The following is a 25,370-nucleotide window of genomic DNA, read 5'->3' as shown; positions in this document are numbered from 1 at the left end:
CATCTTTCGCACCGACGGCCAATGCTCGTGGCCACATCGCGAAAGGCTGTCGCCCACAGGGTGGGCTCCTACAAATGCGGGCCATTGATCGCAAAACCCGACGGGTCCATACCGCCGCGCATTTCCATCACACCGGTTTGGCATAAACTGCATCACCTAAGCCCGCCCGGCCCCTCTGGCGGCACACTTCCAAGGTGAGCACATGACCCAGGAAATCCCACGCGACGACAGCCTGCTTGGCTTGCTCAAGGGCGTCGAAGACTTCAGCGCCAACGTCTTCCCCGAGACCCAGGAGCTGTTTAGCGAACTGGCCGAAGGCCAGAGCCCGCATACCCTTTTCATCACCTGCGCGGATTCGCGCGTGGTGCCTGAAATGATCACCCAGACCCAGCCGGGCGACCTGTTCGTCTGCCGCAACATCGGCAATATCGTGCCGGGTTACGGCGAGATGCTCGGTGGCGTTTCCGCCGTGGTCGAATTCGCGGTCGCCGTACTGCACGTGCGCCACGTGGTGATCTGCGGCCATAGCGATTGCGGTGCCATGAAAGGCCTGCTCAATCCGGAATCCACCAAGACCCTGCCGACCGTCGAGGCCTGGCTGCGCAACGCGGCAGCGGCCAAGAGCGCGGTGTTCGCACGCAAGGTCGAAGGTCCCGAGCTGCTCAAGGCCGTGACCCAGGAAAACGTCCGCCTGCAGCTGGCGCACCTGCGCACGCATCCGGCGGTCACCGCGGCCATGGCCAACAAGGCCATCACCCTGCAGGGCTGGGTGTACGACATTGGCGATGGCACGGTCTCCGTGCTGGACCAGGCCCACGACGAGTTCATTCCCCTGGCTGAAGCGATCAAGCGCGAGCACCGCGGGTGATCCTCCCCGGGCGCGCGCACGTCGGCCACATTCTGCGGTACGTCGGCAGGCCGCTGGCCCTGCTTTTCGCGTGGGATGTGGCGGTCACCGCGTTCTGGTACATGGCCCACCCGCGCTGGACAGCGGAGTTTCCGGCGCTGCCCATCACCCTGCTTGGCTCGGCCATCGCCGTGTACCTGAGCTTCCGTAACACCACCGCCTACGCGCGGTGGTGGGAAGCGCGCACCCTTTGGGGAGCCATGGTGAATGCGTCGCGTACGCTGGCCCGCGAGGCGCTGACGCTACTGCCCGAACGCGCGCAGGCCATCCCGGTGGTCCACCGGCAAATTGCCTACGTGCACGCCATGCGCCTGCACCTGCGCAGGCAGGTGCCATGGGATGACCTGGCCGCCCGCCTCCCTGCTGACGAAATCGAGCGCCTGAAAAAGGTCGCCAACGTCCCCAACGCGATCCACAGCAGGACAGCCGAGCTGATGGCCGCCGCCAGGCCCGATCCGGTGCTTTGGCCAGCGCTCTCGCGCACCCTGGCGGATATCTCCAATGCCCAGGGCGGCATGGAGCGAATCAAGAACACACCGCTGCCGCAGCAATACGCCACGTACCCCGCCATCTTCACGCATGGTTTCTGCCTGCTGTTGCCTGTGAGCCTCGTCGAAACGCTGGGCCTGTGGACGCCGCTCGGCTCGACGGTTGCAGGGTTCCTCTTCCTGGCGCTCCTGCAGATCGGTAACGACATGCAGAACCCGTTCGAGAACCTGGACGACGACGTGCCGATGAGCACGCTGACCCGGGCTATCGAGATCGATCTGCGGGACATGCTGGGTGAGCCGCACGAGCTGAAGCCGGTGCAGCCGGAAGACGGCATTCTGCTGTAGCCCTCCTACAACGACGGCGATGCTGCACTGCACGCATGACCCTTGGCACGGGACACCACGCCCGATTCGCATTTCAATCGAGATAAATCCCGTTTTCGTGGAGGTCTCCCCTTGCGCGCGTTCCAGCCGATCGCTCTTGCCGCCGCCCTCATCCCCGCCCTGGCCGGCGCCACCTCCGCACCGGCGGATCTCGTCAATCCGCTGATTGGCACCACCAATGGCGGCAACGTGTTTCCCGGCGCCGTGGTGCCGTTTGGCATGTTCCAGTTCACGCCCGAGGCGTCCCCGTTGCCCGGCAAGAAGGCGCCGATCGCGGCGCCCGGCGGCTACGAGTACCGGGCGGACGCCATCCGCGGCTTCGCCTTCACCAACGTCGAAGGCTGGGGTTGCGCGGGCGGTTCGGGCGATGTGCCGGTCATGCCGATCACCGAAGAGGTCACCACCTCACCGAGTTCGGATTTCCGTCACGCTTATGCATCAAAGTTCACGCACGCCAACGAAACCGCAAGGGCCGGCCACTACCAGGTCAAGCTCGATAACGGCGTGACCGCCGACCTGACCGCGGCCTTGCACAGCGGCGCGGGGCGCTTTGCTTTCCCCGCGGGCAAACCTGCGAACGTGCTCGTGCGTGCGTCGGATTCCGAAGTGGGCTCCGAGAACGCCACCGTGTCGGTCGACAAGGCAAACCACCGCATCAGCGGTTCGGTGACCAGTGGCAATTTCTGCGGCTACATCGATAAGGCCGACCGCCACAGTTACTACACAGTCCATTACGTGATCGAATTCGACCAGCCGTTTGCAAGCACCGGCACGTGGAAGGACACCACGGTGACCAAGGGTGGCACGAAGAGCGAGGGTGGCTCTGGCTATGGCGACAAGGGCTTCCCGAAGGAAGGCCTTGGCTCCGGCGCATGGGTCGGCTTTGCGCCGGGCACGAAGGAAGTGAACGTCCGTGTCGGCATCTCGTACGTCAGCGCCGCGAACGCGCAGGCCAACCTGGATGCCGAAGTGCCCAAGGGCACGCCATTCGAAACCGTGCGCGACAAGGCGGTGGTGGCCTGGAACAAACAGCTTTCCCGGATCGACGTGGAAGGCGGCACGCCCGACCAGCGCACTGTGTTCTATACCGCGCTGTATCACGCGTCCATGACGCCCAACGTATTCAGCGATACGAACGGCGAATACATGGGCTTCGACCAGAAGGTGCATAAGGTATCCGGCACGCAGAAGGCGCAGTACGCGAACTTCTCCGGCTGGGATGTGTACCGTTCGCAGCTGCCCATGGTGACCTGGCTCGATCCGAAGACCGGCAGCGATATTGCGCAGAGCCTGTACAACCAGGCACAGCAGAACAACGGCGTGTGGGATCGCTGGACGCACAACAACGGCGCCACGCATGTCATGAACGGTGACCCGGCTGCCCCGTCCATCGCGGGCATCTACGCGTTCGGTGGCACGGATTTCGATGTGAAGGGCGCCTTCGCCTCGCTCGTGCACGCAGCAGATCACCCCACGGCACTCGATACCTCCATGGACGGCTGCCCGGTGGAATGCGTCGGCCAGCGCCCCGGCCTGGACCAGTGGCTGAAGCTGCACTACATCCCCGTGGGCGCGCCGTCGTGGGGCCCGGCCGCCGATACGCTGGAACTGGTTGCCGCGGAGTTCGCGCTCAGCGCCCTTTCCGATCGCCTGGGCGACAAGGCCACGTCGGAGCGCTTCCTCGACCGCGCACAGTACTGGCGCAACCTGTTCGATCCTAAGGCGACCCCGGAAGGCGGTTACATCCGCAACCGCAATGCCGATGGCAGCTGGGCCAAGGTAAAAGACGACGACGACAAGGAAGCCCACGACTTCGTCCCGTCCACGGGCGATGGCTTTGTCGAAGGCAGCGCCGCGCAGTATGTGTGGATGGTGCCGTTCAACGTGCACGGCCTGTTCAACGCCATGGGCGGCATGGATAAGGCAACGAAGCGGCTGGACAACTATTTCTACCAGCCCGATGGGGCGTTTGCTGTCACCAAATCCGGCCCGCTGCACGCGGAGCTGGATAACGAACCGTCCATCGGCGGCCCGTGGCTGTACAACTACGCGGGCCAGCCGTGGAAGACTCAGGAACTGGTTCGCCGGGTGCTCGATACGATCTGGGTGAACGCGCCCAACGGCATCCCCGGCAATGATGACCTGGGCGAGATGTCCTCGTGGTACGTGTTCGCCGCGCTCGGCATTTACCCGAACATCCCGGGCCGCGCGGAGTTCATCGTGGGCAGTCCGATCTTCACCAAGGCCACCATCCACCGTGAGGGTGGCGACGTGACGATCCTTGCGCCGAAGGCAGGTGCGGGCAAGCCGTACGTCAACGCGCTGAAGGTCGACGGCAAGCCGAGCGAGCGTTCATGGTTGCCTGAGTCGTTCGCCTTGAAGGGCGGCACGCTGGAATTCGACCTGAGCGACAAGCCGAACAAGGCATGGGCGGCAAAGGCGAAGGACGCCCCGCCGTCGTTCGACACCAAGAAATAGCCTGCCATGTGTAGGAGCGCGCTTGTGCGCGATGGGTGCTTGCGACACATCCCATCACAAGCGCGCTCCTACATCGATTGGATCAGATACGTTCGGTGCGCAGGCGCAAGGCGTTTCCTACCACCGATACCGAGCTCAGGCTCATCGCCAGCGCGGCCACCATCGGCGATAGCGTGATGCCCAGCAACGGATACAACGCCCCTGCCGCCAGCGGCACGCCCACGGCGTTGTAGATGAACGCGAAGAACAGGTTCTGGCGAATGTTCTTCACCGTTGCCGCCGACAACGCGCGTGCTCGTGCAATACCGGCAAGATCGCCTTTCAGCAGCGTCACCGATGCACTTTCGATGGCGATGTCGCTGCCGTTACCCATGCCGATGCCGATGTCGGCTTTCGCAAGAGCGGGCGCATCATTCACCCCATCGCCCGCCATGGCGACCTTGCGCCCTTCTGCCTTCAGCTGCGCCACGAGGTTCGCCTTGTCCTGTGGCGAGGCGCCCGCGTGCACATCATTGATCGGCAACATGGACGCCACCGCCTTCGCGGTCACGGCGTTGTCGCCCGTCAGCATGACCAGGTGGATACCCGCTTCGTGCAATGCTTCCAGCGCGGGTCTGGTTGAGGCCTTGACCTTGTCGGCGAGTGACAACACGGCAGCGAGCCGGCCATCGATCGCCACGTACATCGCCGTGGCGCCCTTTGCCCGCCACTTCTCCGCGATGTCCCGCCCTGCCGCGGCGTCCACGCGCTCATCGTCCATCAACCGCCCATTGCCGACAGCTACATCGTGGCCATCCACGCGACCCGCCACGCCACGCCCGACCATGACACGGAAACCGGAGACCTTCGGAATAGCGATGCCCTCGCCTTCCGCTGCCGCGACGATCGCGGCGGCAAGGGGATGTTCGCTGGGCCGTTCCACCGCCGCGGCGTAGGCGAGCACTTCGGCACGATCACGATTGAACGTGCGTACATCGGCCAGCGCTGGCTTGCCTTCCGTCAGCGTGCCGGTCTTGTCGAAGACCAGGGTATCGATATCGCGCAGCGTTTCGATCGCCGCCGCATCACGAAACAGCACACCCGCCTGGGCGCCGCGACCGCTGGCTACCATGATGGACATGGGCGTCGCCAAGCCCAGCGCACAAGGGCACGCGATGATGAGCACGGAAACCGCCGCGACCAGCGCGTGCGCAAGGACCGGCTGCGGGCCCAACAGCCACCAGGCAGCGAAGGCCAGGACCGCCACCAGCACCACGGCGGGCACAAACCACGCGGCCACCTTGTCGGCAATGCGCTGCGAAGGCGCGCGTGAACGCTGCGCCTCGGCCACCATCATGACGATTCGCGAGAGCACGGTATCCGCGCCGACGTGATCCACGCGCATCGTCAAGGCCCCGTGCTGGTTTTGCGTTCCGCCGGTGAGTTTGTCGTGCGCCCGCTTCACCACGGGGTTCGCTTCGCCGGTAAGCATGGCTTCGTCGACGTGGCTTTCGCCTTCCACGACGGTGCCGTCCGCCGGAATCTTCTCGCCGGGACGTACGCGCAAATGGTCACCGACATGCAGGTGATCCAGCGGCACGTCATCTTCCGTTCCGTTCGCAGCGATGCGGCGCGCGGTCTTGGGTACCAGGCCCAGCAGGCCGCGAAGCGCAGCGCCCGTGCGGCGACGGGCACGCAGTTCAAGGAAATCACCCAACGTGACCAGCGTGACGATGACGGCCGCTGACTCGAAATAGACATCCACATGACCGTGCATGTCGCGCATCGACACGGGGAATGCGCCGGGAAGCAGCAACGCCACCACGCTGTACGCCCAGGCAACACCCGTGCCCAGGGCGATCAACGTGTACATGTTGGGCGACCATGGCTTCAGCGACCGCCAGCCACGGGCAAAGAACGGCGCCCCGCCCCACAACACGACCACCGTAGCAAGCAACGCCTCGCCCCAGCGGGCCACGGCATCCCATGGCGAAGGCCACATCCAGCCGAACAGGTGCGGCCCCATGGCCACGACGAAGACCGGCACGGTGAGCGCCAGCAGCAAGCCGAAGCGGTGTGCCATCGCCTGCACTTCGCCGTCGTCGTCATCCAGCGATGGCATCGCCGGTTCCAGCGCCATGCCGCACTTCGGACATGAGCCTGGCCCTTCCTGGCGAATCTCCGGGTGCATCGGGCAGGTGTAGATCGTGCCCGCTGGCATCGGCACCTCGGGCTCCTTCGGGCCAAGGTACTTTCCCGGATCGGCCATGAACTTCGTGCGGCAGCCTGCGCCGCAGAAGTGGTAGTCGTGGCCTTCGTGGGTGTGGTGGTGCGGCGTCTTCGCCGGGTCCACCGTCATACCGCAGACAGGGTCAATCACCGGCGCCGCCTGTGGGGCGGTGCCGTGCGAGCAGCATGTATGGCTCATGGCGTGGGCTCCGCCAGGGCTTTCAGGATCGGACAATCCTCGGGGGAGCCATGCCCCGGGCAGGCATCCACGAGCTCGGCCAGGCCATCGCGTACACGCTGCAGTTCGGCGATGCGGTCATCGATGGCCTTGAGCCGGGCGGCGGCGCGCTCGCGCACCCCCTCCACCCCGCCATGGCGATCGGCCGACAGCGCCAGCAGTTCGCGAATCTCATCGAGGGTGAAACCCAGGTCCTTCGCCCGGCGGATGAAGCGCAGGCGGGAAACGGCCGAGGCGTCGTATTCGCGGTAACCCGAGGGCCGGCGCCGGGGCTCGGGCAACAGCCCTTCGCGCTCGTAGAACCGGATCGTATCGATGGCCACCCCCGCGCTCTGCGCGATGCGGCCGATGGTGAGTGAGGGTTGGGTAGTCATGGCTTAAGTCTAGAGCCTTGAGTTAGCTCTAGAGTCAAGAGAGGATCAAGTCACGCCGTCCGGGGGGCCTTGGGGACAGTTCGAGCCGGGGGCGACAGTTCGGTAGCGGCGCCGCCATCCGTATCGACGACGACGCGATTTCTCCCCATGTGCTTAGCCCGATACAGTGCCGCGTCGGCGGCGCGGCACAGGCGCGACAGGTCATAACCGGCGATATCTGTGCAAGCCACACCCACGCTAGCTTCAACAGTTATGACCGCGGTATCGATGACCAGCGGCGCGGCGGCCATCGCGGCGCGAATTCGCTCCGCAACCACGCTTCCCTGCATGCGTGGCGCATCCACTAAAAGCATGCCGAACTCCTCGCCGCCCAGGCGACCAAAAAGATCGTCTTTGCGTAGTTGGGCCTTGCAGATCGCTACCGCATGCTTGAGGACCAGATCGCCTATTGCGTGCCCATGCGTATCGTTTACCTGCTTGAAGTAATCCAGATCAAGAAAGACCAGGCAACCCGCACCTCTTCGCCTGGCCAGCACGCCAAGCATGCGCTCGGACTCACTCATGAAATGCTGGTGGTGGAATATGCCGGTCAATCCGTCGCACGATGAGAGCCACTTGAAGCGCAACTGCGAGCGCTTGATACGCACCATCCAGAACACGATCGAGAGCAGGACCAGCGACAAGACCACGACATACAGTCTGCTGGCCTCTACAGCCTTGGCATCGAGCGCCTGCTGCAACTTCAGGATGTGGTTTTCCTTGCTCAAGCCTTCGGTCTCGAGCTTCTCCGCGCGGAAATGTTCGCGCGCCGCCTCGTAGGCGGCATTCCTGACGTTAGCGTCGCGCAGATATCCCTGATCCTGGATAACATAGTTCTCGTAATACGCCAGTGCACTGGCAGTATTTCCTTGCGCCTTCTCGGTGGAATACAGAATGCGGTACGCGAAACGCATGGCCTCATTCACGTCGCCCGCGTGGGCCATGCTGACGGCATCCAGCGCTGCGCGACGGGCTTCGGCCGTGTTACCCATCTGCTCGTAGATCCGTGCACGTTGCGAAATGGCATCGATAAGGTGGCGAAAATATTGACTGGCCCGAATTCCGGGCACGATGCGTTGATTCGCGGCCAATGCATCCGCAAGCTTGTGCTCATCCAGCAGGCGATCGACGAGGATGAGCGATGCCGTGTTAGCAAAGATCGGCTGGTTGTCGGTGGTGCAGGTTTCGATCGTCTTGAGCAGATCTGGGCTACGGGACGTTAATTGCCGCGCTCCTTCGAGCGCCGTGACCTTCTGGACCATCGCCTGGCAAGCCGATTGACCTGCAGGCGTGGCCTCCAGCATCTGCTCGGCGTACTTCAACCCCTGCTCTGGCTGGCCGGCGAAGGTCAGCATTTGCGAGAGATTGGCAAGCAAGACATAGCGCGGGTACGGGTCCGTTATCTCGGGCAACGTATCTGCCGCCCGCGTGGCCACCGCGTAGCCTTCGGCGTACTTTCCTTGCTCGCTCAAGTTGTTCATCAACAAGGACGTTGCCCGGATGCCCACGGCATCATCGCTCGCATCAGCAATGACCTTCCTGAAAGCCGCCTCCGCCTCGGGATACTTCCCCTCGTAGTTCGCCTCCCAGCCGTCGAGAAACCGGAGGTATCGCCGCTCGGCAGGCGTCATGCCAGCGTCGCTACGATGAAGTTGAGCTAGCGAGTCAATGAAGTGCGGGTGATCCGACGTGCGCATGCCGTCGGTCCATTCGAGCCGCTCCGTTGTAGTGATGTCGCGCCGGGGCTCGGATGCGTGGCCAAGAGGCGTCAGCGCTCCGAGGGCGACTCCGATCAGGAGTGCCCCCGAGCGTAGGCGCCCAAGGCGGCCGCGGGCCATATCAGGCAAGGTCAGGCTGGCGGCGTGCTGTCGCCATCTTCAGGGTGCTGGGAAGGCTTGTCTTCCCGATCGTGATCGCGATCGGGGTGATGGTGGTGGTGATCGTCATGGCCGTCGCCTTCGTGGCCACCCGTCTGGCTCGTATGCTCGACGTGCATGTGCTCGAGACCGAGCTCTTTCGTCAGCGTGGCGCTATCGCCGCCGGAGGCAAGTTCGCGCAGCCCTTCCGATGCGTTTTCCGCCTGCAGCACCTTCGCCAAGTCCTCTCGCGATGCGTGCCGCAATGTCGCGTCGCGGCCGATGGCCTCCAGTAGTTCTACCGTGTCGCGCATGTTGTTCCCCTGGTTTTCATGACTTGGAAGCGCTACCGCACCGTGCTGTAACGGCAAGCAGACCTCAATCTTTAGCGGCTTATGCCAGCACGGCCGCCTCGGTGCCTTCACCGTAGAGCGCATCAAGCTCATCCAGCCTTGCACGCATCCTTGCGTTGGGCTTCAACGCATGGAGCGGGGGCAACACAAGCGTTTCGTGGCCAGTGAACTCCGCGCGCGGAAAGTCGCGAAGGGCCATGCGCTGGATGTAAGGCCCATCGATCGGAAGCGTGGGCGCGCGATAAACGATCACCTCATGGTCGGCCGGATAGTCCTCGCACAGGCGCTCTGTGAGCAGTTCCCTGTAGGCATCAGGCGTGAGGAACCGGCCAAGCGAACGATCACCGACGACACCCAACTGCCACAGGATGACCTGGCTGGTTGTATCCAGCTGGCGCTCAAAGAAAAGTGGCTGGCTGGCTTCGAGGTGCTGGCAACCCACGCGCCCCGGATCGATGCCCAGATCGGCATACAGGCAATCTTCCGCAGATATGCCGGGCTCCATGTGGGCGCGGTAGCCTTCGGCACGCGCAACGTCGATGACCTTGTGCGGCGACCAGGCAAAAATGCCGGGATGGCCGTAGAACACCGCACAGACGCGCTTGTTCGCACGAACCTCGGTCATCATCAGCTCGACCCATTCGCGGTAGGTCTTCATGCGCGATTTGCCCGGCCGATAGTACGGCTGCAAGCTGCGCACATCCGGATTCAGACGGCGCAGCCAAAGCTCGACGAGGTGATCGGACAAGGCGGCAAAGACGACATCCGCCGTCTCGATGTGGCTGCGCGCGAGCGGCGTCAGATGAGAGCCCAGGGTTATACCCATGCCGACGCAGGCAATACTGCCCCTGCGGCTGTCAGTAGGGTTCACGGCAAGTTCGGTCATCGCTAGGTCACAGGCAGGAAGTAGATGGCCGGCGTAGGCGCACGCACCGCAGGTGTCTTGCGAACCCCAAGAATGGCGATGAGCGCTCCCCCCGGGGAACTGCTATGCATGATGCAACACATTCCACGTTCCCGGCAGCAGGAATCGGGGATCCCCGCCGAATTCGCACATGCCCTCTATCGGGAACCCCCTTCTGGCCCGATAGCGGCCGAATCGACCGAACGAAAGACCGCCTCGAGCAGGTCATCCGGCGTGGTCCCCTCCGGCGCGAGCCGCTCAATGCCGCGAAGGCGCCGGTCGAGCAATAGCTGTGTAAACCCATGCACCAACGACCAGCCGGCGACCACTTTGCCCAGGTCATCGAGGGTGGGGTTCTCGAGGGGAATGGCGCGAGCGCCTGCAAGTACGCCTAACGCGCGCATACGGGCCTCGATCAGGTGGGTGTTGGTGTTATCCAGGCGGTCGCTCTGGAACATCAGCTGGAACAGGGCCGGGTTCTCCACGCCGAACGCGACATAGGCCCGGGCCGGATCCCAGCGACGAGGCCCTTCCCCGCCGGCCGCTTCGAGCCGTGCGGCCAGCCGGTCGTAGCCATCGGCGGTGAGTTCGGTGAGAAGGCCGGTCAGGTCGCGGAAGTGGTGAGCCGGCGCCGCATGGGACACGCCAGCCTCCCGCGCCGCCGCCCGCAGCGTCAGGCCCGCCAGGCCATCGCGCTGGAGGATGGTCTCGGCCGCCGTGAGAAGCGCGGATCGCAGGTTCCCGTGGTGATACGGAGTTGACTTCTTCATGAACGCATCTTACCACCGTAAAAATATGCATTGACAAGGGGTTTCGTTCGGGTGCAAGCTATCTTTACGTCGCCAAGATCGTGTTGCATTGAGGCGCGCACCCAATCGCCCCCCCTACCCCGGGATAACCATGATCCGCAATGTGCTCATCTCCGGTGCCGGCGTCGCCGGGCTGGCTCTCGCTTACTGGCTGGAACGCGCCGGCGTGGAAACCACGATCGTCGAACGCACACCCGCGTTCCGCCGGGGTGGTCAGGCCGTCGATATTCGTGGCGTCGCCCTGGAGGTCGTTGAGGCCATGGGCCTGCTCGAGCAGGCACGCGAGCTACGCACGCAGCTCAAAGGCATGTCCATGCTGGACAGCGAAGGCAACGAGGCGAGCCGTACCACCGAACGCACCTACAGTGCCGGCCGGTTGGATAGCCCGGATATCGAAATCTTCCGCGATGACCTGTGTGAGCTGTTGATGACCTCCCTTGGGAAGAATGTGGAGTTCATCTATGGCGATAGCATCACGGCGATCGGAAGCGCGGGACCGACCGCCCATGTCTCGTTCGAGCACGCCAGCCAGCGCGCATTCGACCTGATCGTCGGCGCCGATGGCGTTTACTCGAAAACACGACGCCTGGTCTTCGACAATGAGTCATCCGTGGTCAAGCCGCTGGACGTCGTGCTCGCCCTCTTCACCACTCCCAACCTGCTGAACCTGGATGCGTGGCAGTTGGGCCACCGTGAGGACGGGGTGGGCGTCATCATCTATCCCAACCTCGATAAGAGTGAATTGCGGATCGGCGTGGGCTTTGGCACGAACGGCGCGAACATCCCGCGCGGTGACCTGGCCGCTCAAAAAGAACAGGTCGCGGCGCAGGGGAAACACCTGGGCGGTCCGTTTCCGGCGCTGTTCCAGGTCATGCGTGACACACCCGAGTTTTATTACAACGAACTGGCCCAGGTACGCATGCCGCAGTGGTCGCAGGGGCCAGTAGTGCTCGCGGGCGACGCCGCGCATTGCGCCTCGCCGTTCTCGGGCCAGGGCACCAGCCTGGCCCTGGTGGGTGCGTTTGTACTCGGCCGGGAACTGGCTCTGCACCCGGACCAGCGCGAGATCGCACTGCAGCGTTACGAAGAACGCATGCGCCCGTTTGTCGCCCTCAACCAGGATATGGTCGATCTCACCCACAAGGGGCCCATTCCGGACGAGATCATGACCCGCGCGAAGAACGGCATCGACCTGGCTGACCTGCTCGCTACCACCTAGTCGCAGCCACGGCCGCCAAGGAAGGCGGTACGGCTCCAAGATATCGGCGACGGTACGCCAGACCATACCGGCATGAGCGATGACCGAGCCATCCGCCGCGCCATCGATGCGCACTGGGCTGCCTCCGCCGCTGGCGATCAGCAGGCTGAGCATGCGATCTACCACGACGACGCCTTGTGCGAGTACCCACAGTCCGGCGAAGTCATCCACGGCAGGGCGAACCTGCAGGCGCTGCGCAGCCACCACCCGGGCAAACCGTCAGGCTTTCAGGTCCGCCGCATCACGGGCGGCGGTTCGCTTTGGGTGACCGAGTACATGATTCATTACGAAGGCAAACTTGCCTTTACGGTGAGCATCATGGAGTTCGTGGGCGACAAAGTCGCCCACGAGACCCAATACTTTGCCGATCCGTTTGATGCTCCCGGATGGCGCGCCCAGTGGGTAACGACATCGCGCGGATTACGCTGACATTACCCTCCGCCGCTCGATGGTGCGGCAGCGGCTGCCGTCTGCGCGCCCTGCGACGGGGCACAATCCGCTTTCTTCACTGGCACCGACATCAACGTTCCGCGCAGCGAGCGTAGCAGCACCCGATCGCATTGCTCGGTAATGGGCTGGCCGCGCTCCATCCGTTCCTCGTTACCCTCCTGGTAACGCACCGTGCGAAACGCCGTTTCCGTGGCTGGAACCATCGCGTCAGCAAACGCAATATCGAGCGACTCCGCCAGAAGGTGCGCACTCTTGTCCTTCAGCAGCGCGCCACTATCCGCGGTCCAATGCCCCAGTGGATCGGGTTCGGCCTCAGCATCCGCGATCACACGCACCGTATTGATGTAGCTGGTTCGTTTCGTTTCCCCGGGGGCGTAGATCGCGATCGTGTTGTCCAACACCAGCGTCGTCTGGTCCTGGGTGATGGAATACACCGGGTTAACCAGTACCACCCACGTATCGGGATGTGCCGCACCACGGGGCAATACCGGTAACTGCGTACCAGTAAGCGCCCAGGGCTTGCTCCGCTCGGCAAGATCCGCGTAGGCAAACGTATTGATCACACCGCTAAAGGGTTCAAGGACCTGATCGGCTTCCTTCTCAATCTTCGTCTTCTGTGCGTCGCGGCTGCCTTTGGATATCGCCGCGTGTGTTAGTACCGCCACGAGCAACCCGGCCGGGTTGGGCGCCGGGTACATCATGCTGACCGGGGCGATACCCGCCTTGTCGAAATTCACCACGCCACGGAATGCCACCGTTTGAGCAGCGGGAAGCTCCATGGCCCAGCGGAGGGCAGCGGGTTCGGGCAGTTTCGCCGGGGGTGCCACCGGTGCGGCGAGGGCCAGGAAGGCCATCGCCGTCGCGGCCCGGGATGGGGGCATACGCATCGTGGGCATCAGCCGCTGAACGGCTTCAGGAAGCTGTCCTTGCCCATTTCCAGTGCCTGGAAATAGGCATTTGTGAGGCCCGGGAATTTCGGTGGTTCATCCCACTTGCCTTCCGCGCTGACGCGAATGTTCACGGGCGCATACCACTCATACGCGTTGGTCTTCAGGTTCACTTCGTAACCCAGGCCGGTCACGGCGCCCTTCGGATCGCTGGCCGGAATATAGGCCGAGTACATGCGCTCAAAACCGATCTGCGAAATATCAATCACGACCAGGTGGTCGATGTTGTACTGGCGGCCAAGTGACGAGAAATCCTTCTTCGCCATGTCCGGCCCCTTGCCCTGGGCGTTCGGGAGCTTGCCTACGTTGATGTCCTGCTCAATCACGACGACCTCCATGCCCTTCTTGCGGAGCAGTTCGGCCACTTGCTGCTTGAGCTTCGGCAGATCTTCCTGGGGGAGCGTATGGGTATAGCTGGTAAGCGTGGAATTGGCCACGGAAGCGGCGGCGAGGCAGAGCAGGCAGCCGGCGCCCGGCAGGGACGTATCGACCTTCGGCAACGCGGTCATGGCGACGCCCACCTTTTGCGGCTGGGCGGACATGGCGGGTGCTGTGAAGGCAATGGAGCGCTGCGGCTGGCCCGCACAGCCAGTCAGCAGGACGGTACCGGCAAGCAGCGCGGCGCCAAAAAACTTGTTCATGTGTTGATCCCCTGTAAACGGTTGAACCAGCCGGGCCCTCCAGGCCCGGTGTGGCGCAGCCGCCGGGACACGCTCACGCGCACCCCGTCGCGGCACACTCCCCCCCCGGGTGCGGCGACCAGCCAGTCGTATTCAGTAACCCCTGTTACGCAACGACCCCGCGTGAGCGGGGTCGGTCGCATTTTTCCACGAGGACCGCGGGGGCGTCTGTAGTCCTTCCCCTACAACAGCGCGTCAGTGCCGAAGAAGCCTACCAGCGCAACCAGCGCGGCCCAGCCAGCGCCCCGAGGCCACCGGCGATGAGCATCCCTAGCAAGTACCACAGCGACCAGAACGGCGGCGCCATCTCCGGGCAATGCAGGCAATAGGCGATAGCGGCCATGGCACCGGCGAGCAGGCCGGCCGCCGCGCCAGCCAGGCGGAGCCGCACCGGCGCCATGCCCCGGACCGCCCAGAACACAGCGATGATGGATGGCAGCGAGAGCACGGCGATGAGCGTGGAACAGACCTTCCACGTGTGCCCGAGCATGAGCGCGCCACGCGTATCGGGTGCCGCCTCGGCCAGCACCACGCCTGCCAGGCCCCATGCAAGAAGTATGGGCAACGCCAACCTGACCCACGCCCCACCACCCACACGCAGCCCCGGCCGGGATAGCCGGGCGGTTACATGGAGCGCTGCCAGGGCCACAGCCACCGGGAAGGCCAGCCGAACCCAGAACATCGGCTGGTGAACCACCATCGCCAGGTCAGGGCGCAAACCCAGCAACCCTGCCATAAGCGCCGACGAGGCAAGGAGCCCGGCGATGACGCCCACCGCGAATCGGCGGCCACCCACCTGGCTGCCCGGCGGCGGCGATGATTCACGGGCGAGGAAATCGATGAAGTCATCCGTCTTCATGCGTCACCCCGGATACGGGCCGCGAGGGCCTTCAGGCCGCGGTGGATGCCCACCTTCACCGCCGATTCCGACAGGCCACTGCAGCGCGCGGCTTCGGTCACGGAAAGGCCTTGCAGTTTGACGAGCTCGATAGGCACGCGGTGGCGATCCGGTAACGTTCCGAGCAATTGTCCCACGTCGCGACGCGCATCGGCCGGTTCCGCATCGGACGCCACGAAGAGATCGTCGTCACCGATAGGATCGTGGAGGGCTTCGCGGCGGGCGTGCGCGCGGAAGAAATCCATGAGCTTGTAGCGCGTGATCGCATGCACCCACGCCGTGAGCGGCTCACCCGCCCGGTAGGTGTGCCGCGCGTTATGCACCGCCAACAGCGTTTCCTGCAGGATGTCCTCGACGTCCTCCAGCGCACGCGGCAGGCGCCGCCTGAGGTAGGCACGCAGGTGGCACGCCAACGCATCCAGGAACTGGCGATAGGCGGCTGCATCGCCGCCCAGCCCACTAACGAAGCAACGCCTTAGTTCGATTTCTACAGCCGACGGCCCCTCTGGCCCGTGCTCCCGCGCTCCATGGCTCGTCATCGTCATCCTTTCGATGGAGGAACGTTCGTAGCGGACCCACCGCGTTCGCAGCGCAATCCAGTTTAGAGCCTCGCCAGGCTGGCGGCTCATGGGGACACAGTAAGGTATCGCATACATGCACGCTAGTTCGCTGCGGCACGCCCCACGGTTACAACGACGCGGCATCCATAAGAAACATCAGGCAGCGGTGTAACCGGAAACCGCCCCGGCACGAACTGCTCCATGAAGCCGGCCAACGGGCCCGGCATGACTGGAGCATACCCATGACCCCTCGTTACGTTGCCTCGTTTGCCTTCTCGGTCGCCGCCCTGGTGGCTGGCGTAGTCCATGCCGATGACGCAAAGGATGCGAAGAAGCCTGCCGTCGAAAAGTGCTGGGGCGTTGCCAAGGCGGGCCAGAACGATTGCGCCGCCGGGCCGGGCACCACCTGCGCGGGCACGGCCAAGGCCGACTACCAGAAAAATGCCTGGAAGAACGTCCCCGCCGGTACGTGCACGGCGATCAAGACGCCGCATGGCAACGGCTCGCTGACCAAGGTCGGCTGACCGGCGCGCAGCATGTCACTGGCGGCCTTCCAGCGCACGTTCCACGCCGAGCTTCGGTGCGAGGTACCCACCTCGCCACTGGCCACGCACCCCGGCCTGGCCGTGCACCGAAGCACGATGGCGCGTGCCGCCATCGATGCGCTTGAGGCCAATTTCCCCGCGGTGGCCTGCCTTGTCGGGCAGGCGTGGTTCCGTTCCGCCGCGGCGGCTTTTTTTGCCGAACAGCCCGCGCGTGACGCCCGCCTGCTCGCTTACGGCGCGGATTTTCCGGCCTTCCTGGCAGCAGCGCCGTCCGCCAGCGATCTGCCTTACCTCGCCGACGTCGCGCAGCTCGATTGGCTCTGGCTGGAGAGCTACGCCGCCGCAGATGCGTCGGCACTCCATGCCTCGAGCGTGCGCCGTCTTGCCGATGACGCTATCGGCGAATTGAGGGTGGCGCCCCACCCCGCCACGCGAGCATGGTCATCATCGTATCCCGCCCTCGCGATATGGAACGCGAGTCGCGCATGCGTCGCGGTGCCTGACGACATGGCCTGGGAGCCGCAGACCGCGCTGATCACGCGGCCTGCCGGTGACGTGGTTGTCACCCTTGCCGACCCACCCACGCTCGCCTTCCTCGATGCCTGTACGGATGAGGCGCCGCTGGCGGCGTGCGTTGAACGTACCCAACATCACTTCCCCTCCGCGCGAACGGATCTGATCTTCGCGCAACTGCTCACCACTGGCGCCCTGACCGCGCTCTGAAGGACCTTCCCATGGACTCTCCTGCCACGACAATCCCGGCGTCACGCTCGCTTCGGAGCCGATGGAACACCCTTGCCGAGCACCTTGAACGAGGGGTTGGCCACTCGTTCCTCGCGTTAGTGTGCCGTGTATCCATCGCCGCCATCTTCTTCCAGTCCGGCCGGACGAAGGTGGACGGGTTCCTGACCATTACCGAAGGCACGTACGAACTGTTCCGCACCGAGTACAAGCTGCCGCTGGTGCCACCGGAAATCGCGGCGCACATGTCCGCCAGCGTCGAAACGTTCGTGCCCATCTTCCTCGTGCTGGGCCTGTGCACGCGCCTGTCCGCCGCGGTGCTGCTTGGCATGACCACGATCATCGAGGTCTTCGTCTACCCCGACGCGTGGCCCACCCACCTGTCGTGGGCGGCCATCCTCCTTTACCTTATCGGCCGGGGTGCTGGCCGTTGGTCGCTGGATCAGGTGCTGCGCATCCGTTGATGTTCGCGGCAAACTTTTTTCGCGACGTGCTGTAACCCGCTTCCGAACACCGACGAACTCATCCATGCCACTTCGGCAACCCACATCCAATCGGAGACTCGCCATGCAAACCGCTACGCACAGCATTGCCGCCGCTGCCGCCCTTCTCGCCGTCTCGACCGCTGCCATCGTGGCGCCCGCCCAGGCCGCGGACCAGGCTGCCGGCAAGACCGTCCACTGTTACGGCATCAATACCTGCAAGGGCACGTCGGATTGCAAATCGGGCAACCACGAATGCAAGGGCCAGAACCAGTGCAAGGGCCAGGGCTTCAAGGCCGTCTCCGTCTCGGAGTGCAAGGCGCAGGGCGGTAGCACGACCCCGCCGGCCGCCTGATCACCGCGCCCGGCCGCCGCGTGCGGCCGGGCCCTTCCCGGAGAGACCCATGGCGATGACGACACTCCCCACCTTCCACGGTTTTGGCCTGGGCCTGCGCGTGCCGCACTACCCCGATGTGCTGGCGACGAAGCAGCCACTGGACTTTGTGGAAGTCATCTCCGAGAACTTCATGGTCGACGGCGGCCGGCCGCTGCACATCCTGGAGCAGGTCCGCGCCAGTTACCCGCTGGCCCTGCATGGTGTTTCCATGAACATCGGTGCCGGCGATGGCCTGGACATGGATTACCTGAAACAGCTGCGCCGGCTGGCTGATCGCTTCGATCCGCTGTGGGTGTCCGACCACGTCTGCTGGACGGCGGTCGATGGCATCCAGGCGCATGACCTGCTGCCGCTGCCCTACAGCGACGAAGCACTCGACGTGGTGAGCCGCAATGTGATGGTGGCCCAGGACGTGCTGGGCAGGCCGCTGGTCCTGGAGAACCCCTCGACGTACCTTGAGTTCCCCGGCTCCATGAGCGAAGCCGAGTTCCTTGCCGCCCTGTGCAAGCGCACGGGTTGTTACCTGCTGCTCGATGTGAACAACATCGTGGTGAGCGCCACCAACCACGGCAGGCGCATCGATGAATGGCTGGACCACATCCCGCTGGACCGTGTACGTCAGATCCACCTGGCGGGACATAGCCAGGGGCGCGACCTGCTGATCGATACGCATGACGCGCCCGTGCCCACGTCGGTATGGGAGCTCTACCAACGCTTCCTCTCCCGGCTTGGGCCGGTCGCCAGCATGATCGAACGCGACGACCACATTCCGCCGTTCGCCGAACTCCTTGATGAACTGAACGTGGCGCGGCGTGTCGCCGCAATAGCCGCCGCCGCATGAAGCTGGTCGACCTGCAACGGGCGTTGCTTGCATCACTCAACGACGCGGGTACGCCTGTGACGGCCGATCCCCGCGGCGTGCGGGTCTACGCCAACAACCATCGGGGCCAGTTGCTCGGTTCGTTGCGCGATACGTACGAGCGCGTGGCCCTATGGATGGGCGATGAGGTCTTCGAAACGTTGGCGCTGGCCTATATCGACCAGAACCCCTCGGCGGCATGGAGCCTGAACCACTACGGGCAATCCTTCCCCGCTTATCTGGCAGGCGCATGTCCGCTACCGGATCCGGTCGCCGAACTGGCCTGGCTGGATCATGCGCTGCGCCAGACGTTCTACAGTCACGATGTCGTCCCCCTGGCATTGCGTGAGGCGGCGGTCATCGATTGGGAACAGGCGAACTTCGCGTTTGTACCCTCCCTGCGCTTCGGGCATGTTCACACCAATGCGGCGGCCATCTGGTCGGCATTGTCGGCAGGTACTCACCCGCCCACGCCCTCGCTACTCCTCGCCCCCGCCGCCGTCAGGGTATGGCGCAGTGAGCTGTCGCCTCGCTTCGTAAGCATGCCCCCGCACGAAACGGCGAGCCTGGACCTCGCGATGGCCGGTGGCACCTTTGGCGATATCTGTGCGCTGCTCAACACCCACATGCCCGATGGCGACACGGCGGCCACCGCTGCCCAGCTCTTGCGCGAATGGTTCGAGGATGGTCTTGTGGTATCGGTAGCCTGAGCGCCACCGCGTACGCCGCGCCTGTACAAGACAGCGCGAGCCGCGTGCGCACAATACCTGCCTGACCACGATCCACCGAACCAGGAGCCCGCCGTGACCACCGATCGCTATCCCGCCGTTTCTTTCATCGGCCGCCTGCTGATGTGCAGCCTGTTCCTCGTATCCGGGATCGGCAAGGTGGCGGCACCGGCGGCGACCAAGGCTTATATCGCCTCGGCTGGCCTGCCCCTGCCCGATATCGCCTACCTCGCCGCCATCGCCGTGGAGCTTGGCCTCGGTACGTTGCTGCTGCTTGGCTACCGCACCCGACTCGTCGCCGGGCTCATGGCCCTGTTCACCCTGGTTACCGCGTTCACGTTCCACGCCCACTTCGATGATGCGAACCAGCAGATCCACTTCCTGAAGAACCTGTCGATCGCCGGCGGCCTGGTCCAGTTCGCGGTATGGGGCGCTGGCCGGTGGAGCCTGGATGGGTTGCGCTCCCGCACGGCGTAAGCGTTACACCGCTACAGTTTGCTGTGCTCGACCTGCCGTTCCCGCTGCATCAGCGTCCATTCGGCATGCTCGGTGAGGGCGGCCTCGCCGAGCGCGTGCAGGATGGCGCGTTGCTGGGCGGGATCGTGGGTGCGATCAAGCGCGCAGCGCGCGCTGGTGAATATCCGCTGCATGAAGCAGTACTGGCGCATCAGTTCGCGATCGGCCTTGCGGTACGCGTAAGCCTCGCGCACCGCGGCGACGATGGACAGCACAGCCATCACGGTCACCAGGGTCACCTTGGCCTCCTCGCCCAACTGTAGCGCGAATACCGCGAGGAAGACGCTGATGGCGATGCCACCCCACAAACTGATGCGACCCACGGTCTCGGTGATGTGGTGCAGACCTGTTCGCTCGGCGGTCTTCGATTCGTAGTAGTGCAGCTGGCCGGATTTACCCGGCTCCCCGACCCATTCCGCGATAACCTCCTGCAGGCTCGCGTCACCTGGCTCTTCCGGGTGGGTCGACGGATACAGGCTTGCCGCCCGCATCACATTGCGGATCCAGCCAAGCTCGATGTTTTGCTTCTGCAGGAAATTATCGTGCGCGAACTCGTGATCCGCGCTGGCCGCGATACCGGCGCGGCGCCAGCACGACTGGATGCGCAGGCCCTCGGCCAACGCGCGGTAATCCAGGTATTTGCGATGCCACCCACGCCTGCCCGCCAGCATGGCCACGAAACCGCCCGTCGCAAACAACAGCAGAAAGCCGTAGATCAACGAGTTGTTACCCGGCAGATGGGCATAGAAGGTGAAGGCAATGCCCATCAGCGCGGCAACGGTGTACGTGGCGCGTAGTGCCAGCACCACGCGCTTGCGAAAATGGATAGCGAGCCAATCGGCCTGGTGAAACACCTCCTCGATGGTGGCCGTGGCACCGGAGGGGCTGCCATGCAGGCTGCGGGGCTCGGCATCGATCTCGTCGGCATGCCGTGTCACATCATCGTTGAAGTCCGCCATGCGCTCGAACATCAGGCGGAAATCGCCGGGTAACGTTGTGTGGAATGACATGTCATCGGCAATCCGCCAGCCGGCTTCCAGGGGGTGCAAGCCCTCGGCCACGGGTTCGCCCGCGCGTGGGCATACGATGTGATAAAGCAGGCTTTCATCCCCGCCCGCCAGCACATGGCGCATGCGGTTGTGATGCAGCGTAGGCCCGGGCAAGCCACCGGTAAGGTGGTAATGCACGATCTGCGCGGTGCCGCCAACGCCATTGGCTTCGTTGCCATCCCACAGGGCGAGCAACACATGGCAGTGGCTCGCAATGTAGACGCCCGCTTTCGCGTACTGCCGATCGCGTGCCGCACCGGGCGAGCCCACGATGTGGCGCGGCATTTCCATCAGCCGTGGCAGCAACACCACTTCCGCACGCTTACGCAGTGATTCAAACGTCGCGTGAACTCCCGCGTCGTCGAAATCATCGACGTACAGATCGGGCGGCAGGGGTAGCGGCGCGACGAGACGCGCCCCTACCCCAAGGGCCTCTTCCGCGACGAGCTGGTCGCCTCCTTCGGCCAGCGCCGATAACACGAGCAAGGGCAGCCCTGGGAACGCCTCCTGGAGCTGCACAAAGAAAGCCCTGACCTTTTCGCGTAGCGGTTCGATATCGCCAGGGGCGATGTCGCGGTGGCTGGTGACCCCAACGACCAGTGGGATCATGAGGGCTTGATGCCAGGTTTCTTGGTGACGAGCGCGTCGGCTAGCGTCTTGGGAGTAGGGCTTCCCGTATCGTCCCGGTCGTTTTCACGAAGATCCTGACGATCTTCCTGGGTGGGTTCGTTGTCGAGATCAGCGGACATATCGTTCTCCTGTTGCGGTGATGGATCACAAACGGTCCCTGCTACCTGCCTCCAGCCGTCGCGGCCACCAGCTCGCGCTGGAAAGCCTGGTTGACGGGGTAATCGATGCGCGCGCGGCGCAGTTGCTGGACAAGGGCGAGATCGCGGTAGCCGGCGCTCCACAGGGTGCGAATCAGGGGCTCGGCCTCGGCGTGGCGCCCGAGCGCAAGCAGTGCTTCTACCTGCAGCGCGATCAAACGGGGATCTGACCTTGCGCTGGTCACCGCTGCGGCATCGCGCCCTACCCCGTCGCGCAGGACGCTGCGGCTGACGACATCAGGCGCCACATCGGCGGCCGCAAGACGCGCTGCCAGCGTGGCCAGCAACGTGGCGCGGTCGGCAGGTTGGGCGGCAAGCAACGGCTCCAGAACACTCATCGCCTCTCGAGCGCTGGCGGCAGCCATCATGGTGTCGCCGCGCTGCGCTGCTTCAGCGGCTTCCTCCGTACGCGCCTCGGCGTATTCCCGTTGCCATGCGGCGTTATGCGGATCCTGCTTGCGCAGGGCGATGAACACGGGTAGTGCTGTCGCGATGAGCGCGCGCGCAGCGTCGGCATCCCCGGCCAGCCGACGCAGGCGGGCCAGGTGTGTCGAGAACAACGCGACATGCTCCTGGGCATCCGTATTGGTCGCATCGAGGGCGACCAGTGCATGGGCCGCGTCGACAGCGCGCTGCAGGCGCTGCACGCCGGCAGGCACGTCACCCGCCAACGCCTGCGCACGGCCAAGGATGGCCTGCACGGTGAGCAGGTTGTCCTTGCGGTTCGCATCCTTCGGGTCGCTGCTACTAAGCCGCGCCTGGATGGTTTCGTCAGCGGCGTATTGCGCGATGGCGTTCGCGATCTCCCCGCGCAACAGGGCAAGCTTGCCCAGGTTGTAATGTGCCGAACCCAGCCACTCGGCGACATCGGCATCATTCGGAGCGGCGTTCGAAAGCCGCTGCATGCGAGCCAGCATGTCCCGGTAGTGCGTCTCGGCATCATCGATGGCGCCACGCGCTTCCATCACCCGGCCCATGTTGTTGTCGAGCATGGCCAGCTGGAAATGCAGGTCATTGTTGTCGGGTGCAGCCTTCTCCGCACCGGCCAGGATGGCGCGCGCATCGGCGAACGCGCGCTGCGCATCGTCAAGCCGCGCCTGTCGCCAATGCACCATGCCCATAAAGGTCACGACCTCCGCCAGTAGCACCTGTCGCGGAATATGGGCAGGATCCTTTGCCACGAGTTCGGCGGCGACATTTCGCGCCGCTTCGTACGAGGCCAGCGCGGCATCGAGCCGGCCCTGGTCCAGCCGCACGCTACCGATCTTCTCCAGAGCGGTAGCGCGCTGGAGCAGCGCCCTGTCGCTCACTTCGTTTGTCGGTTGTGCCTGGAAGTACGCCATCGCGCGGTCATCCACCGCCTCCAGGATATCCAGCCGCGACACCTGGGCCAGCTTGTCGTTGAGATCGCCCAGCATGAAGGCAACGAGGTCTTCGGCATCCTTTTGCCTACGCTCGGCGACACGGCTGGCTGCCACCGCATCGCGCCGCGCGAGAGTCGCGTTGATGGCCAGGATGATCGTAACGACCATCACCGCGACGGCGACCGCCGATATGGCAACCGCGCGCTTCGCGCGCCTCTGTAAGTCGCGGCGCTTCAGCTCATCCAGGCCGACACCCAGCATGCCGGCGACAAGTTTGCACAGGGCGTCATGCTTGCCATCCCCGCCCGGCCGCACGTCGGCGGCCAGCGGTTCAATGACGTCGTCGCTCAGGTTGCCTTCCGCGTCGTAGCGCTGCCGCAGGGCGGGCGGAAAACATTCTTCGGCGCCCCGCCCGGCGATACGGCTGGCATTGGGCTCACCCGCCACGACCAGGCAGAAGATGCGCTCGGCCCCACCCTGCCGCTGGTACATGCGTATTTCTTCATCGACCCAGCGCGATAACGCGGCCTCGGGTGAGCAGACCACGAGCAGCGACGCCGACTGTGCCAACGCTTCGCTCACCTTCTGGCCAAGGTCGCGTGCCGTGGCGAGTTCGTCGGTATCGCGGAAGATGGGCGCAAGGCGTTTGGGGACGGTGCCCAGATCGGTGACGCGGCCCACCAGGCGGTGCGGCACCGGGTAGCTTTCCAGCGCACGATGCAGCCATCTTGCCCAGGCTTTATCCCGGTGGCTGTAGCTGATGAAGGCCCGGTAGCGGACCTCCTGCGCCGTCGACCGTTGCGCCACCACGCGTGCTCTCCCCACGACCTGCGCCGAGGACGCCCCATCCACCCCAAGGGATAAGGGCACGGACCTGTCCGCCTGCCCGGACACGCGAGTTCTTACGCTAGCACCAAAACGTGATGTACATCACATTTAATATGTTTTATCCGGGTCAATTAAATGGCCCCGCGCCGACGCATCGAAAGACACGTCGGCGCGCGTGACAGGCCTGGTGCGTTCCGTCAGGAGGTGCGTCGATTAGCGAGGATCCGCTTCGCCGCATCGATGCCGATCACCCACGCGCCAGCCATCATCAGCGTGTCCTTCAGCACCAGGCGCCCGGCACCCGAGAGGTATGGGAAGCCATGCTGTGCATCGCCCAGTGCAGGCACCCACGCTTCCGGCGTGGTGAACAGGAACGACAGCGTCACTACCGTCGTGGCGAATGAGAGGAACGCGCCCAGCAACGCCAGTCGCTTCGAGAACGGGAAGGAAAGCACCAGGAAGGCGATGGTCAGTTCCACCGTGCCAAGGCCGCGGGAAAAGGCGTACGTGTTGTTCTGCTCCTGCCACGCGCGCTGCTCGGGTACGAGCTGGCCTTCATGGGTCAGGTGCGGCTTGTACTCCTGGGGGTGCTCGTAGAAGAACGACATCACCGGGCTGTTCGCGACGAACGGCGTGATGCTGTCTGCCTCGTAGGGTACGAACTTCAACGCACCGATCCAGATAAACACAATGGCGATCGCAAGGCGGATCAGGGTGGGTCCGACGGATTCGAGGCGGACAAAGCGTTCCAGCAGGGAACGGAAGGCGGTGTTCATGGCAGCTCCAGGGTTGATCGGGCCGTATTGCCCGGCAGGTGCATATGCTCCGCCGCCGCCATCGAGACGATAAGACCCTGAATACTCATGTTCTAGCGCAATCGTCTCACGCCACCGAACGCCCCGTGATGGCGCCTTTTCTTCTGGATTCAGCCGCGCGGGTGGGATTCATGCCATGCTGGCCCCACGTTCTATATCGCACGTCCACCCGACAGGAGCAGCAATGAAGCGTTTCACGATCCTGGCAGCGATCCTTGGCCTGGCAGCCACCCTGTACGTCGCGGGCTTTGTCACGGGCGCCATGTTCCTTGTCGCCGCCGGTGCACTCTTCGAAGGCGCGTTCTGGATCACCCTGCTCCGCAAGCCGCGCCCGGTACGCATCGTCGTCAAGCGCGACGAGTCGCAGCGCCGCCGCTATCGCTGA

At 64.3% G+C, this 25,370-nt stretch carries 27 protein-coding genes; 13 read left to right on the top strand and 14 right to left on the bottom strand.

Features of this window, described 5'->3' with window-relative positions; genetic code table 11:
* Positions 1–202 precede the first annotated feature (202 nt).
* The 3 genes from L2Y97_RS08145 to L2Y97_RS08135 all read left to right on the top strand — a co-directional run bounded on the left by L2Y97_RS08145 (position 203) and on the right by L2Y97_RS08135 (position 4,260).
* Positions 203–868 carry a carbonic anhydrase gene (locus L2Y97_RS08145; RefSeq protein ID WP_247435231.1) on the top strand — a complete coding sequence of 222 codons (666 nt, stop codon included), beginning with the start codon at positions 203–205 and terminating at the stop codon, positions 866–868.
* Positions 865–1,743, top strand: a complete 879-nt coding sequence (locus L2Y97_RS08140; RefSeq protein ID WP_247435229.1) for a bestrophin family protein — start codon at positions 865–867, stop codon at positions 1,741–1,743. The genes L2Y97_RS08145 and L2Y97_RS08140 overlap by 4 nt, the downstream gene beginning before the upstream one ends.
* 111 nt (positions 1,744–1,854) lie before the next feature.
* Positions 1,855–4,260 carry a GH92 family glycosyl hydrolase gene (locus tag L2Y97_RS08135; protein WP_247435226.1) on the top strand — a complete coding sequence of 802 codons (2,406 nt, stop codon included), beginning with the start codon at positions 1,855–1,857 and terminating at the stop codon, positions 4,258–4,260.
* Positions 4,261–4,342: 82 nt separating this feature from the next.
* Here L2Y97_RS08135 and L2Y97_RS08130 read toward each other — a convergent pair whose 3' ends face one another.
* The 6 genes from L2Y97_RS08130 to L2Y97_RS08105 form a co-directional block, all read right to left on the bottom strand.
* Entirely contained in the window at positions 4,343–6,667 is a 2,325-nt protein-coding gene (locus tag L2Y97_RS08130; protein WP_247435223.1) for a heavy metal translocating P-type ATPase, read from the bottom strand.
* Positions 6,664–7,080 carry a heavy metal-responsive transcriptional regulator gene (locus L2Y97_RS08125; protein ID WP_247435221.1) on the bottom strand — a complete coding sequence of 139 codons (417 nt, stop codon included), beginning with the start codon at positions 7,078–7,080 and terminating at the stop codon, positions 6,664–6,666. The genes L2Y97_RS08130 and L2Y97_RS08125 overlap by 4 nt, the downstream gene beginning before the upstream one ends.
* Positions 7,081–7,130: 50 nt before the next feature.
* A complete protein-coding gene (locus tag L2Y97_RS08120; protein ID WP_247435218.1) occupies positions 7,131–8,816 on the bottom strand; it encodes a tetratricopeptide repeat-containing diguanylate cyclase in 1,686 nt (561 codons plus the stop codon).
* Positions 8,817–8,968: 152 nt separating this feature from the next.
* On the bottom strand, positions 8,969–9,289 hold the full coding sequence (locus L2Y97_RS08115; protein ID WP_247435215.1) for a hypothetical protein: 321 nt from the start codon (positions 9,287–9,289) through the stop codon (positions 8,969–8,971).
* 79 nt (positions 9,290–9,368) lie between these two features.
* The gene (locus tag L2Y97_RS08110) at positions 9,369–10,199 is read right to left on the bottom strand and encodes an SAM-dependent methyltransferase (protein WP_484497439.1); all 831 of its coding nucleotides are present in this window, start codon (positions 10,197–10,199) and stop codon (positions 9,369–9,371) included.
* A gap of 191 nt (positions 10,200–10,390) precedes the next feature.
* Positions 10,391–11,002 carry a TetR/AcrR family transcriptional regulator gene (locus L2Y97_RS08105; RefSeq protein ID WP_247435212.1) on the bottom strand — a complete coding sequence of 204 codons (612 nt, stop codon included), beginning with the start codon at positions 11,000–11,002 and terminating at the stop codon, positions 10,391–10,393.
* Between the two features lie 130 nt (positions 11,003–11,132).
* On the opposite strand from L2Y97_RS08105, the gene L2Y97_RS08100 reads away from it, so the two are divergent.
* Positions 11,133–12,260 (top strand): FAD-dependent monooxygenase, encoded by a 1,128-nt coding sequence (locus L2Y97_RS08100; RefSeq protein WP_247435210.1) that lies wholly within the window; start codon positions 11,133–11,135, stop codon positions 12,258–12,260.
* Positions 12,261–12,332: 72 nt separating this feature from the next.
* The gene (locus L2Y97_RS08095) at positions 12,333–12,728 is read left to right on the top strand and encodes a nuclear transport factor 2-like protein (protein WP_247435208.1); all 396 of its coding nucleotides are present in this window, start codon (positions 12,333–12,335) and stop codon (positions 12,726–12,728) included.
* Between the two features lie 2 nt (positions 12,729–12,730).
* Here L2Y97_RS08095 and L2Y97_RS08090 read toward each other — a convergent pair whose 3' ends face one another.
* The 4 genes from L2Y97_RS08090 to L2Y97_RS08075 all read right to left on the bottom strand — a co-directional run bounded on the left by L2Y97_RS08090 (position 12,731) and on the right by L2Y97_RS08075 (position 15,813).
* The gene (locus tag L2Y97_RS08090) at positions 12,731–13,636 is read right to left on the bottom strand and encodes a hypothetical protein (RefSeq protein ID WP_247435205.1); all 906 of its coding nucleotides are present in this window, start codon (positions 13,634–13,636) and stop codon (positions 12,731–12,733) included.
* An 8-nt stretch (positions 13,637–13,644) separates the two neighbouring features.
* On the bottom strand, positions 13,645–14,337 hold the full coding sequence (locus L2Y97_RS08085) for a YajG family lipoprotein (protein WP_247435203.1): 693 nt from the start codon (positions 14,335–14,337) through the stop codon (positions 13,645–13,647).
* Positions 14,338–14,587: 250 nt separating this feature from the next.
* Complete coding sequence (locus L2Y97_RS08080; protein WP_247435201.1) at positions 14,588–15,235, bottom strand: DUF1109 domain-containing protein; 648 nt, start codon at positions 15,233–15,235, stop codon at positions 14,588–14,590.
* Positions 15,232–15,813 carry a sigma-70 family RNA polymerase sigma factor gene (locus tag L2Y97_RS08075; protein ID WP_247435198.1) on the bottom strand — a complete coding sequence of 194 codons (582 nt, stop codon included), beginning with the start codon at positions 15,811–15,813 and terminating at the stop codon, positions 15,232–15,234. Before L2Y97_RS08075 ends, L2Y97_RS08080 begins: the two co-directional genes overlap by 4 nt.
* Before the next feature lie 263 nt (positions 15,814–16,076).
* Here L2Y97_RS08075 and L2Y97_RS08070 point away from each other — a divergent pair, with 263 nt between their 5' ends.
* The 7 genes from L2Y97_RS08070 (at position 16,077) to L2Y97_RS08040 (ending at position 20,063) form a co-directional block, all read left to right on the top strand.
* Positions 16,077–16,358 (top strand): BufA1 family periplasmic bufferin-type metallophore, encoded by a 282-nt coding sequence (locus tag L2Y97_RS08070; protein WP_247435195.1) that lies wholly within the window; start codon positions 16,077–16,079, stop codon positions 16,356–16,358.
* Between the two features lie 12 nt (positions 16,359–16,370).
* Entirely contained in the window at positions 16,371–17,102 is a 732-nt protein-coding gene (locus L2Y97_RS08065) for an HvfC/BufC family peptide modification chaperone (protein WP_247435192.1), read from the top strand.
* 11 nt (positions 17,103–17,113) lie between these two features.
* Positions 17,114–17,584: a DoxX family protein gene (locus L2Y97_RS08060; RefSeq protein WP_247435190.1), complete on the top strand. Its 471-nt coding sequence runs from the start codon at positions 17,114–17,116 to the stop codon at positions 17,582–17,584.
* A gap of 103 nt (positions 17,585–17,687) precedes the next feature.
* Entirely contained in the window at positions 17,688–17,957 is a 270-nt protein-coding gene (gene bufA2, locus L2Y97_RS08055) for a BufA2 family periplasmic bufferin-type metallophore (RefSeq protein ID WP_247435187.1), read from the top strand.
* Positions 17,958–18,006: 49 nt separating this feature from the next.
* Positions 18,007–18,840: an MNIO family bufferin maturase gene (gene bufB, locus L2Y97_RS08050; RefSeq protein ID WP_247435184.1), complete on the top strand. Its 834-nt coding sequence runs from the start codon at positions 18,007–18,009 to the stop codon at positions 18,838–18,840.
* A complete protein-coding gene (locus L2Y97_RS08045; RefSeq protein ID WP_247435181.1) occupies positions 18,837–19,568 on the top strand; it encodes an HvfC/BufC N-terminal domain-containing protein in 732 nt (243 codons plus the stop codon). The genes bufB and L2Y97_RS08045 overlap by 4 nt, the downstream gene beginning before the upstream one ends.
* A 93-nt stretch (positions 19,569–19,661) precedes the next feature.
* Positions 19,662–20,063 carry a DoxX family protein gene (locus L2Y97_RS08040; protein WP_247435178.1) on the top strand — a complete coding sequence of 134 codons (402 nt, stop codon included), beginning with the start codon at positions 19,662–19,664 and terminating at the stop codon, positions 20,061–20,063.
* Positions 20,064–20,074: 11 nt separating this feature from the next.
* Here the strand turns inward: L2Y97_RS08040 and L2Y97_RS08035 are convergent, their stop codons facing one another.
* The 4 genes from L2Y97_RS08035 to rclC all read right to left on the bottom strand — a co-directional run bounded on the left by L2Y97_RS08035 (position 20,075) and on the right by rclC (position 24,946).
* Complete coding sequence (locus tag L2Y97_RS08035) at positions 20,075–21,760, bottom strand: hypothetical protein (protein ID WP_247435176.1); 1,686 nt, start codon at positions 21,758–21,760, stop codon at positions 20,075–20,077.
* A complete protein-coding gene (locus tag L2Y97_RS08030; RefSeq protein ID WP_247435173.1) occupies positions 21,757–21,900 on the bottom strand; it encodes a hypothetical protein in 144 nt (47 codons plus the stop codon). The genes L2Y97_RS08035 and L2Y97_RS08030 overlap by 4 nt, the downstream gene beginning before the upstream one ends.
* Positions 21,901–21,941: 41 nt before the next feature.
* Entirely contained in the window at positions 21,942–24,212 is a 2,271-nt protein-coding gene (locus tag L2Y97_RS08025; protein ID WP_247435171.1) for a toll/interleukin-1 receptor domain-containing protein, read from the bottom strand.
* A 155-nt stretch (positions 24,213–24,367) separates the two neighbouring features.
* Positions 24,368–24,946 carry a reactive chlorine resistance membrane protein RclC gene (gene rclC / locus L2Y97_RS08020; protein ID WP_283248302.1) on the bottom strand — a complete coding sequence of 193 codons (579 nt, stop codon included), beginning with the start codon at positions 24,944–24,946 and terminating at the stop codon, positions 24,368–24,370.
* 223 nt (positions 24,947–25,169) lie between these two features.
* On the opposite strand from rclC, the gene L2Y97_RS08015 reads away from it, so the two are divergent.
* Positions 25,170–25,370 carry a hypothetical protein gene (locus tag L2Y97_RS08015; protein WP_247435169.1) on the top strand — a complete coding sequence of 67 codons (201 nt, stop codon included), beginning with the start codon at positions 25,170–25,172 and terminating at the stop codon, positions 25,368–25,370.

Source organism: Luteibacter aegosomatissinici (assembly GCF_023078495.1).
GTDB classification, from domain to species: domain Bacteria; phylum Pseudomonadota; class Gammaproteobacteria; order Xanthomonadales; family Rhodanobacteraceae; genus Luteibacter; species Luteibacter aegosomatissinici.
Note: the sequence above shows the minus strand (reverse complement) of the source record. Positions and strands in the feature narration are given on the sequence as shown.

Coding starts and splice junctions, on each gene's coding strand:
- bufA2 (WP_247435187.1), top strand. CDS start 17,688: ATGCAAACCGCTACGCACAGCATTGCCGCCGCTGCCGCCCTTCTCGCC.
- L2Y97_RS08115 (WP_247435215.1), bottom strand. CDS start 9,289: ATGCGCGACACGGTAGAACTACTGGAGGCCATCGGCCGCGACGCGACA.
- L2Y97_RS08045 (WP_247435181.1), top strand. CDS start 18,837: ATGAAGCTGGTCGACCTGCAACGGGCGTTGCTTGCATCACTCAACGAC.
- bufB (WP_247435184.1), top strand. CDS start 18,007: ATGGCGATGACGACACTCCCCACCTTCCACGGTTTTGGCCTGGGCCTG.
- L2Y97_RS08095 (WP_247435208.1), top strand. CDS start 12,333: ATGAGCGATGACCGAGCCATCCGCCGCGCCATCGATGCGCACTGGGCT.
- L2Y97_RS08130 (WP_247435223.1), bottom strand. CDS start 6,667: ATGAGCCATACATGCTGCTCGCACGGCACCGCCCCACAGGCGGCGCCG.
- rclC (WP_283248302.1), bottom strand. CDS start 24,946: ATGAACACCGCCTTCCGTTCCCTGCTGGAACGCTTTGTCCGCCTCGAA.
- L2Y97_RS08105 (WP_247435212.1), bottom strand. CDS start 11,002: ATGAAGAAGTCAACTCCGTATCACCACGGGAACCTGCGATCCGCGCTT.
- L2Y97_RS08070 (WP_247435195.1), top strand. CDS start 16,077: ATGACCCCTCGTTACGTTGCCTCGTTTGCCTTCTCGGTCGCCGCCCTG.
- L2Y97_RS08035 (WP_247435176.1), bottom strand. CDS start 21,760: ATGATCCCACTGGTCGTTGGGGTCACCAGCCACCGCGACATCGCCCCT.
- L2Y97_RS08060 (WP_247435190.1), top strand. CDS start 17,114: ATGGACTCTCCTGCCACGACAATCCCGGCGTCACGCTCGCTTCGGAGC.
- L2Y97_RS08065 (WP_247435192.1), top strand. CDS start 16,371: ATGTCACTGGCGGCCTTCCAGCGCACGTTCCACGCCGAGCTTCGGTGC.
- L2Y97_RS08125 (WP_247435221.1), bottom strand. CDS start 7,080: ATGACTACCCAACCCTCACTCACCATCGGCCGCATCGCGCAGAGCGCG.
- L2Y97_RS08085 (WP_247435203.1), bottom strand. CDS start 14,337: ATGAACAAGTTTTTTGGCGCCGCGCTGCTTGCCGGTACCGTCCTGCTG.
- L2Y97_RS08015 (WP_247435169.1), top strand. CDS start 25,170: ATGAAGCGTTTCACGATCCTGGCAGCGATCCTTGGCCTGGCAGCCACC.
- L2Y97_RS08090 (WP_247435205.1), bottom strand. CDS start 13,636: ATGCGTATGCCCCCATCCCGGGCCGCGACGGCGATGGCCTTCCTGGCC.
- L2Y97_RS08120 (WP_247435218.1), bottom strand. CDS start 8,816: ATGCGCACGTCGGATCACCCGCACTTCATTGACTCGCTAGCTCAACTT.
- L2Y97_RS08145 (WP_247435231.1), top strand. CDS start 203: ATGACCCAGGAAATCCCACGCGACGACAGCCTGCTTGGCTTGCTCAAG.
- L2Y97_RS08100 (WP_247435210.1), top strand. CDS start 11,133: ATGATCCGCAATGTGCTCATCTCCGGTGCCGGCGTCGCCGGGCTGGCT.
- L2Y97_RS08030 (WP_247435173.1), bottom strand. CDS start 21,900: ATGTCCGCTGATCTCGACAACGAACCCACCCAGGAAGATCGTCAGGAT.
- L2Y97_RS08075 (WP_247435198.1), bottom strand. CDS start 15,813: ATGACGAGCCATGGAGCGCGGGAGCACGGGCCAGAGGGGCCGTCGGCT.
- L2Y97_RS08080 (WP_247435201.1), bottom strand. CDS start 15,235: ATGAAGACGGATGACTTCATCGATTTCCTCGCCCGTGAATCATCGCCG.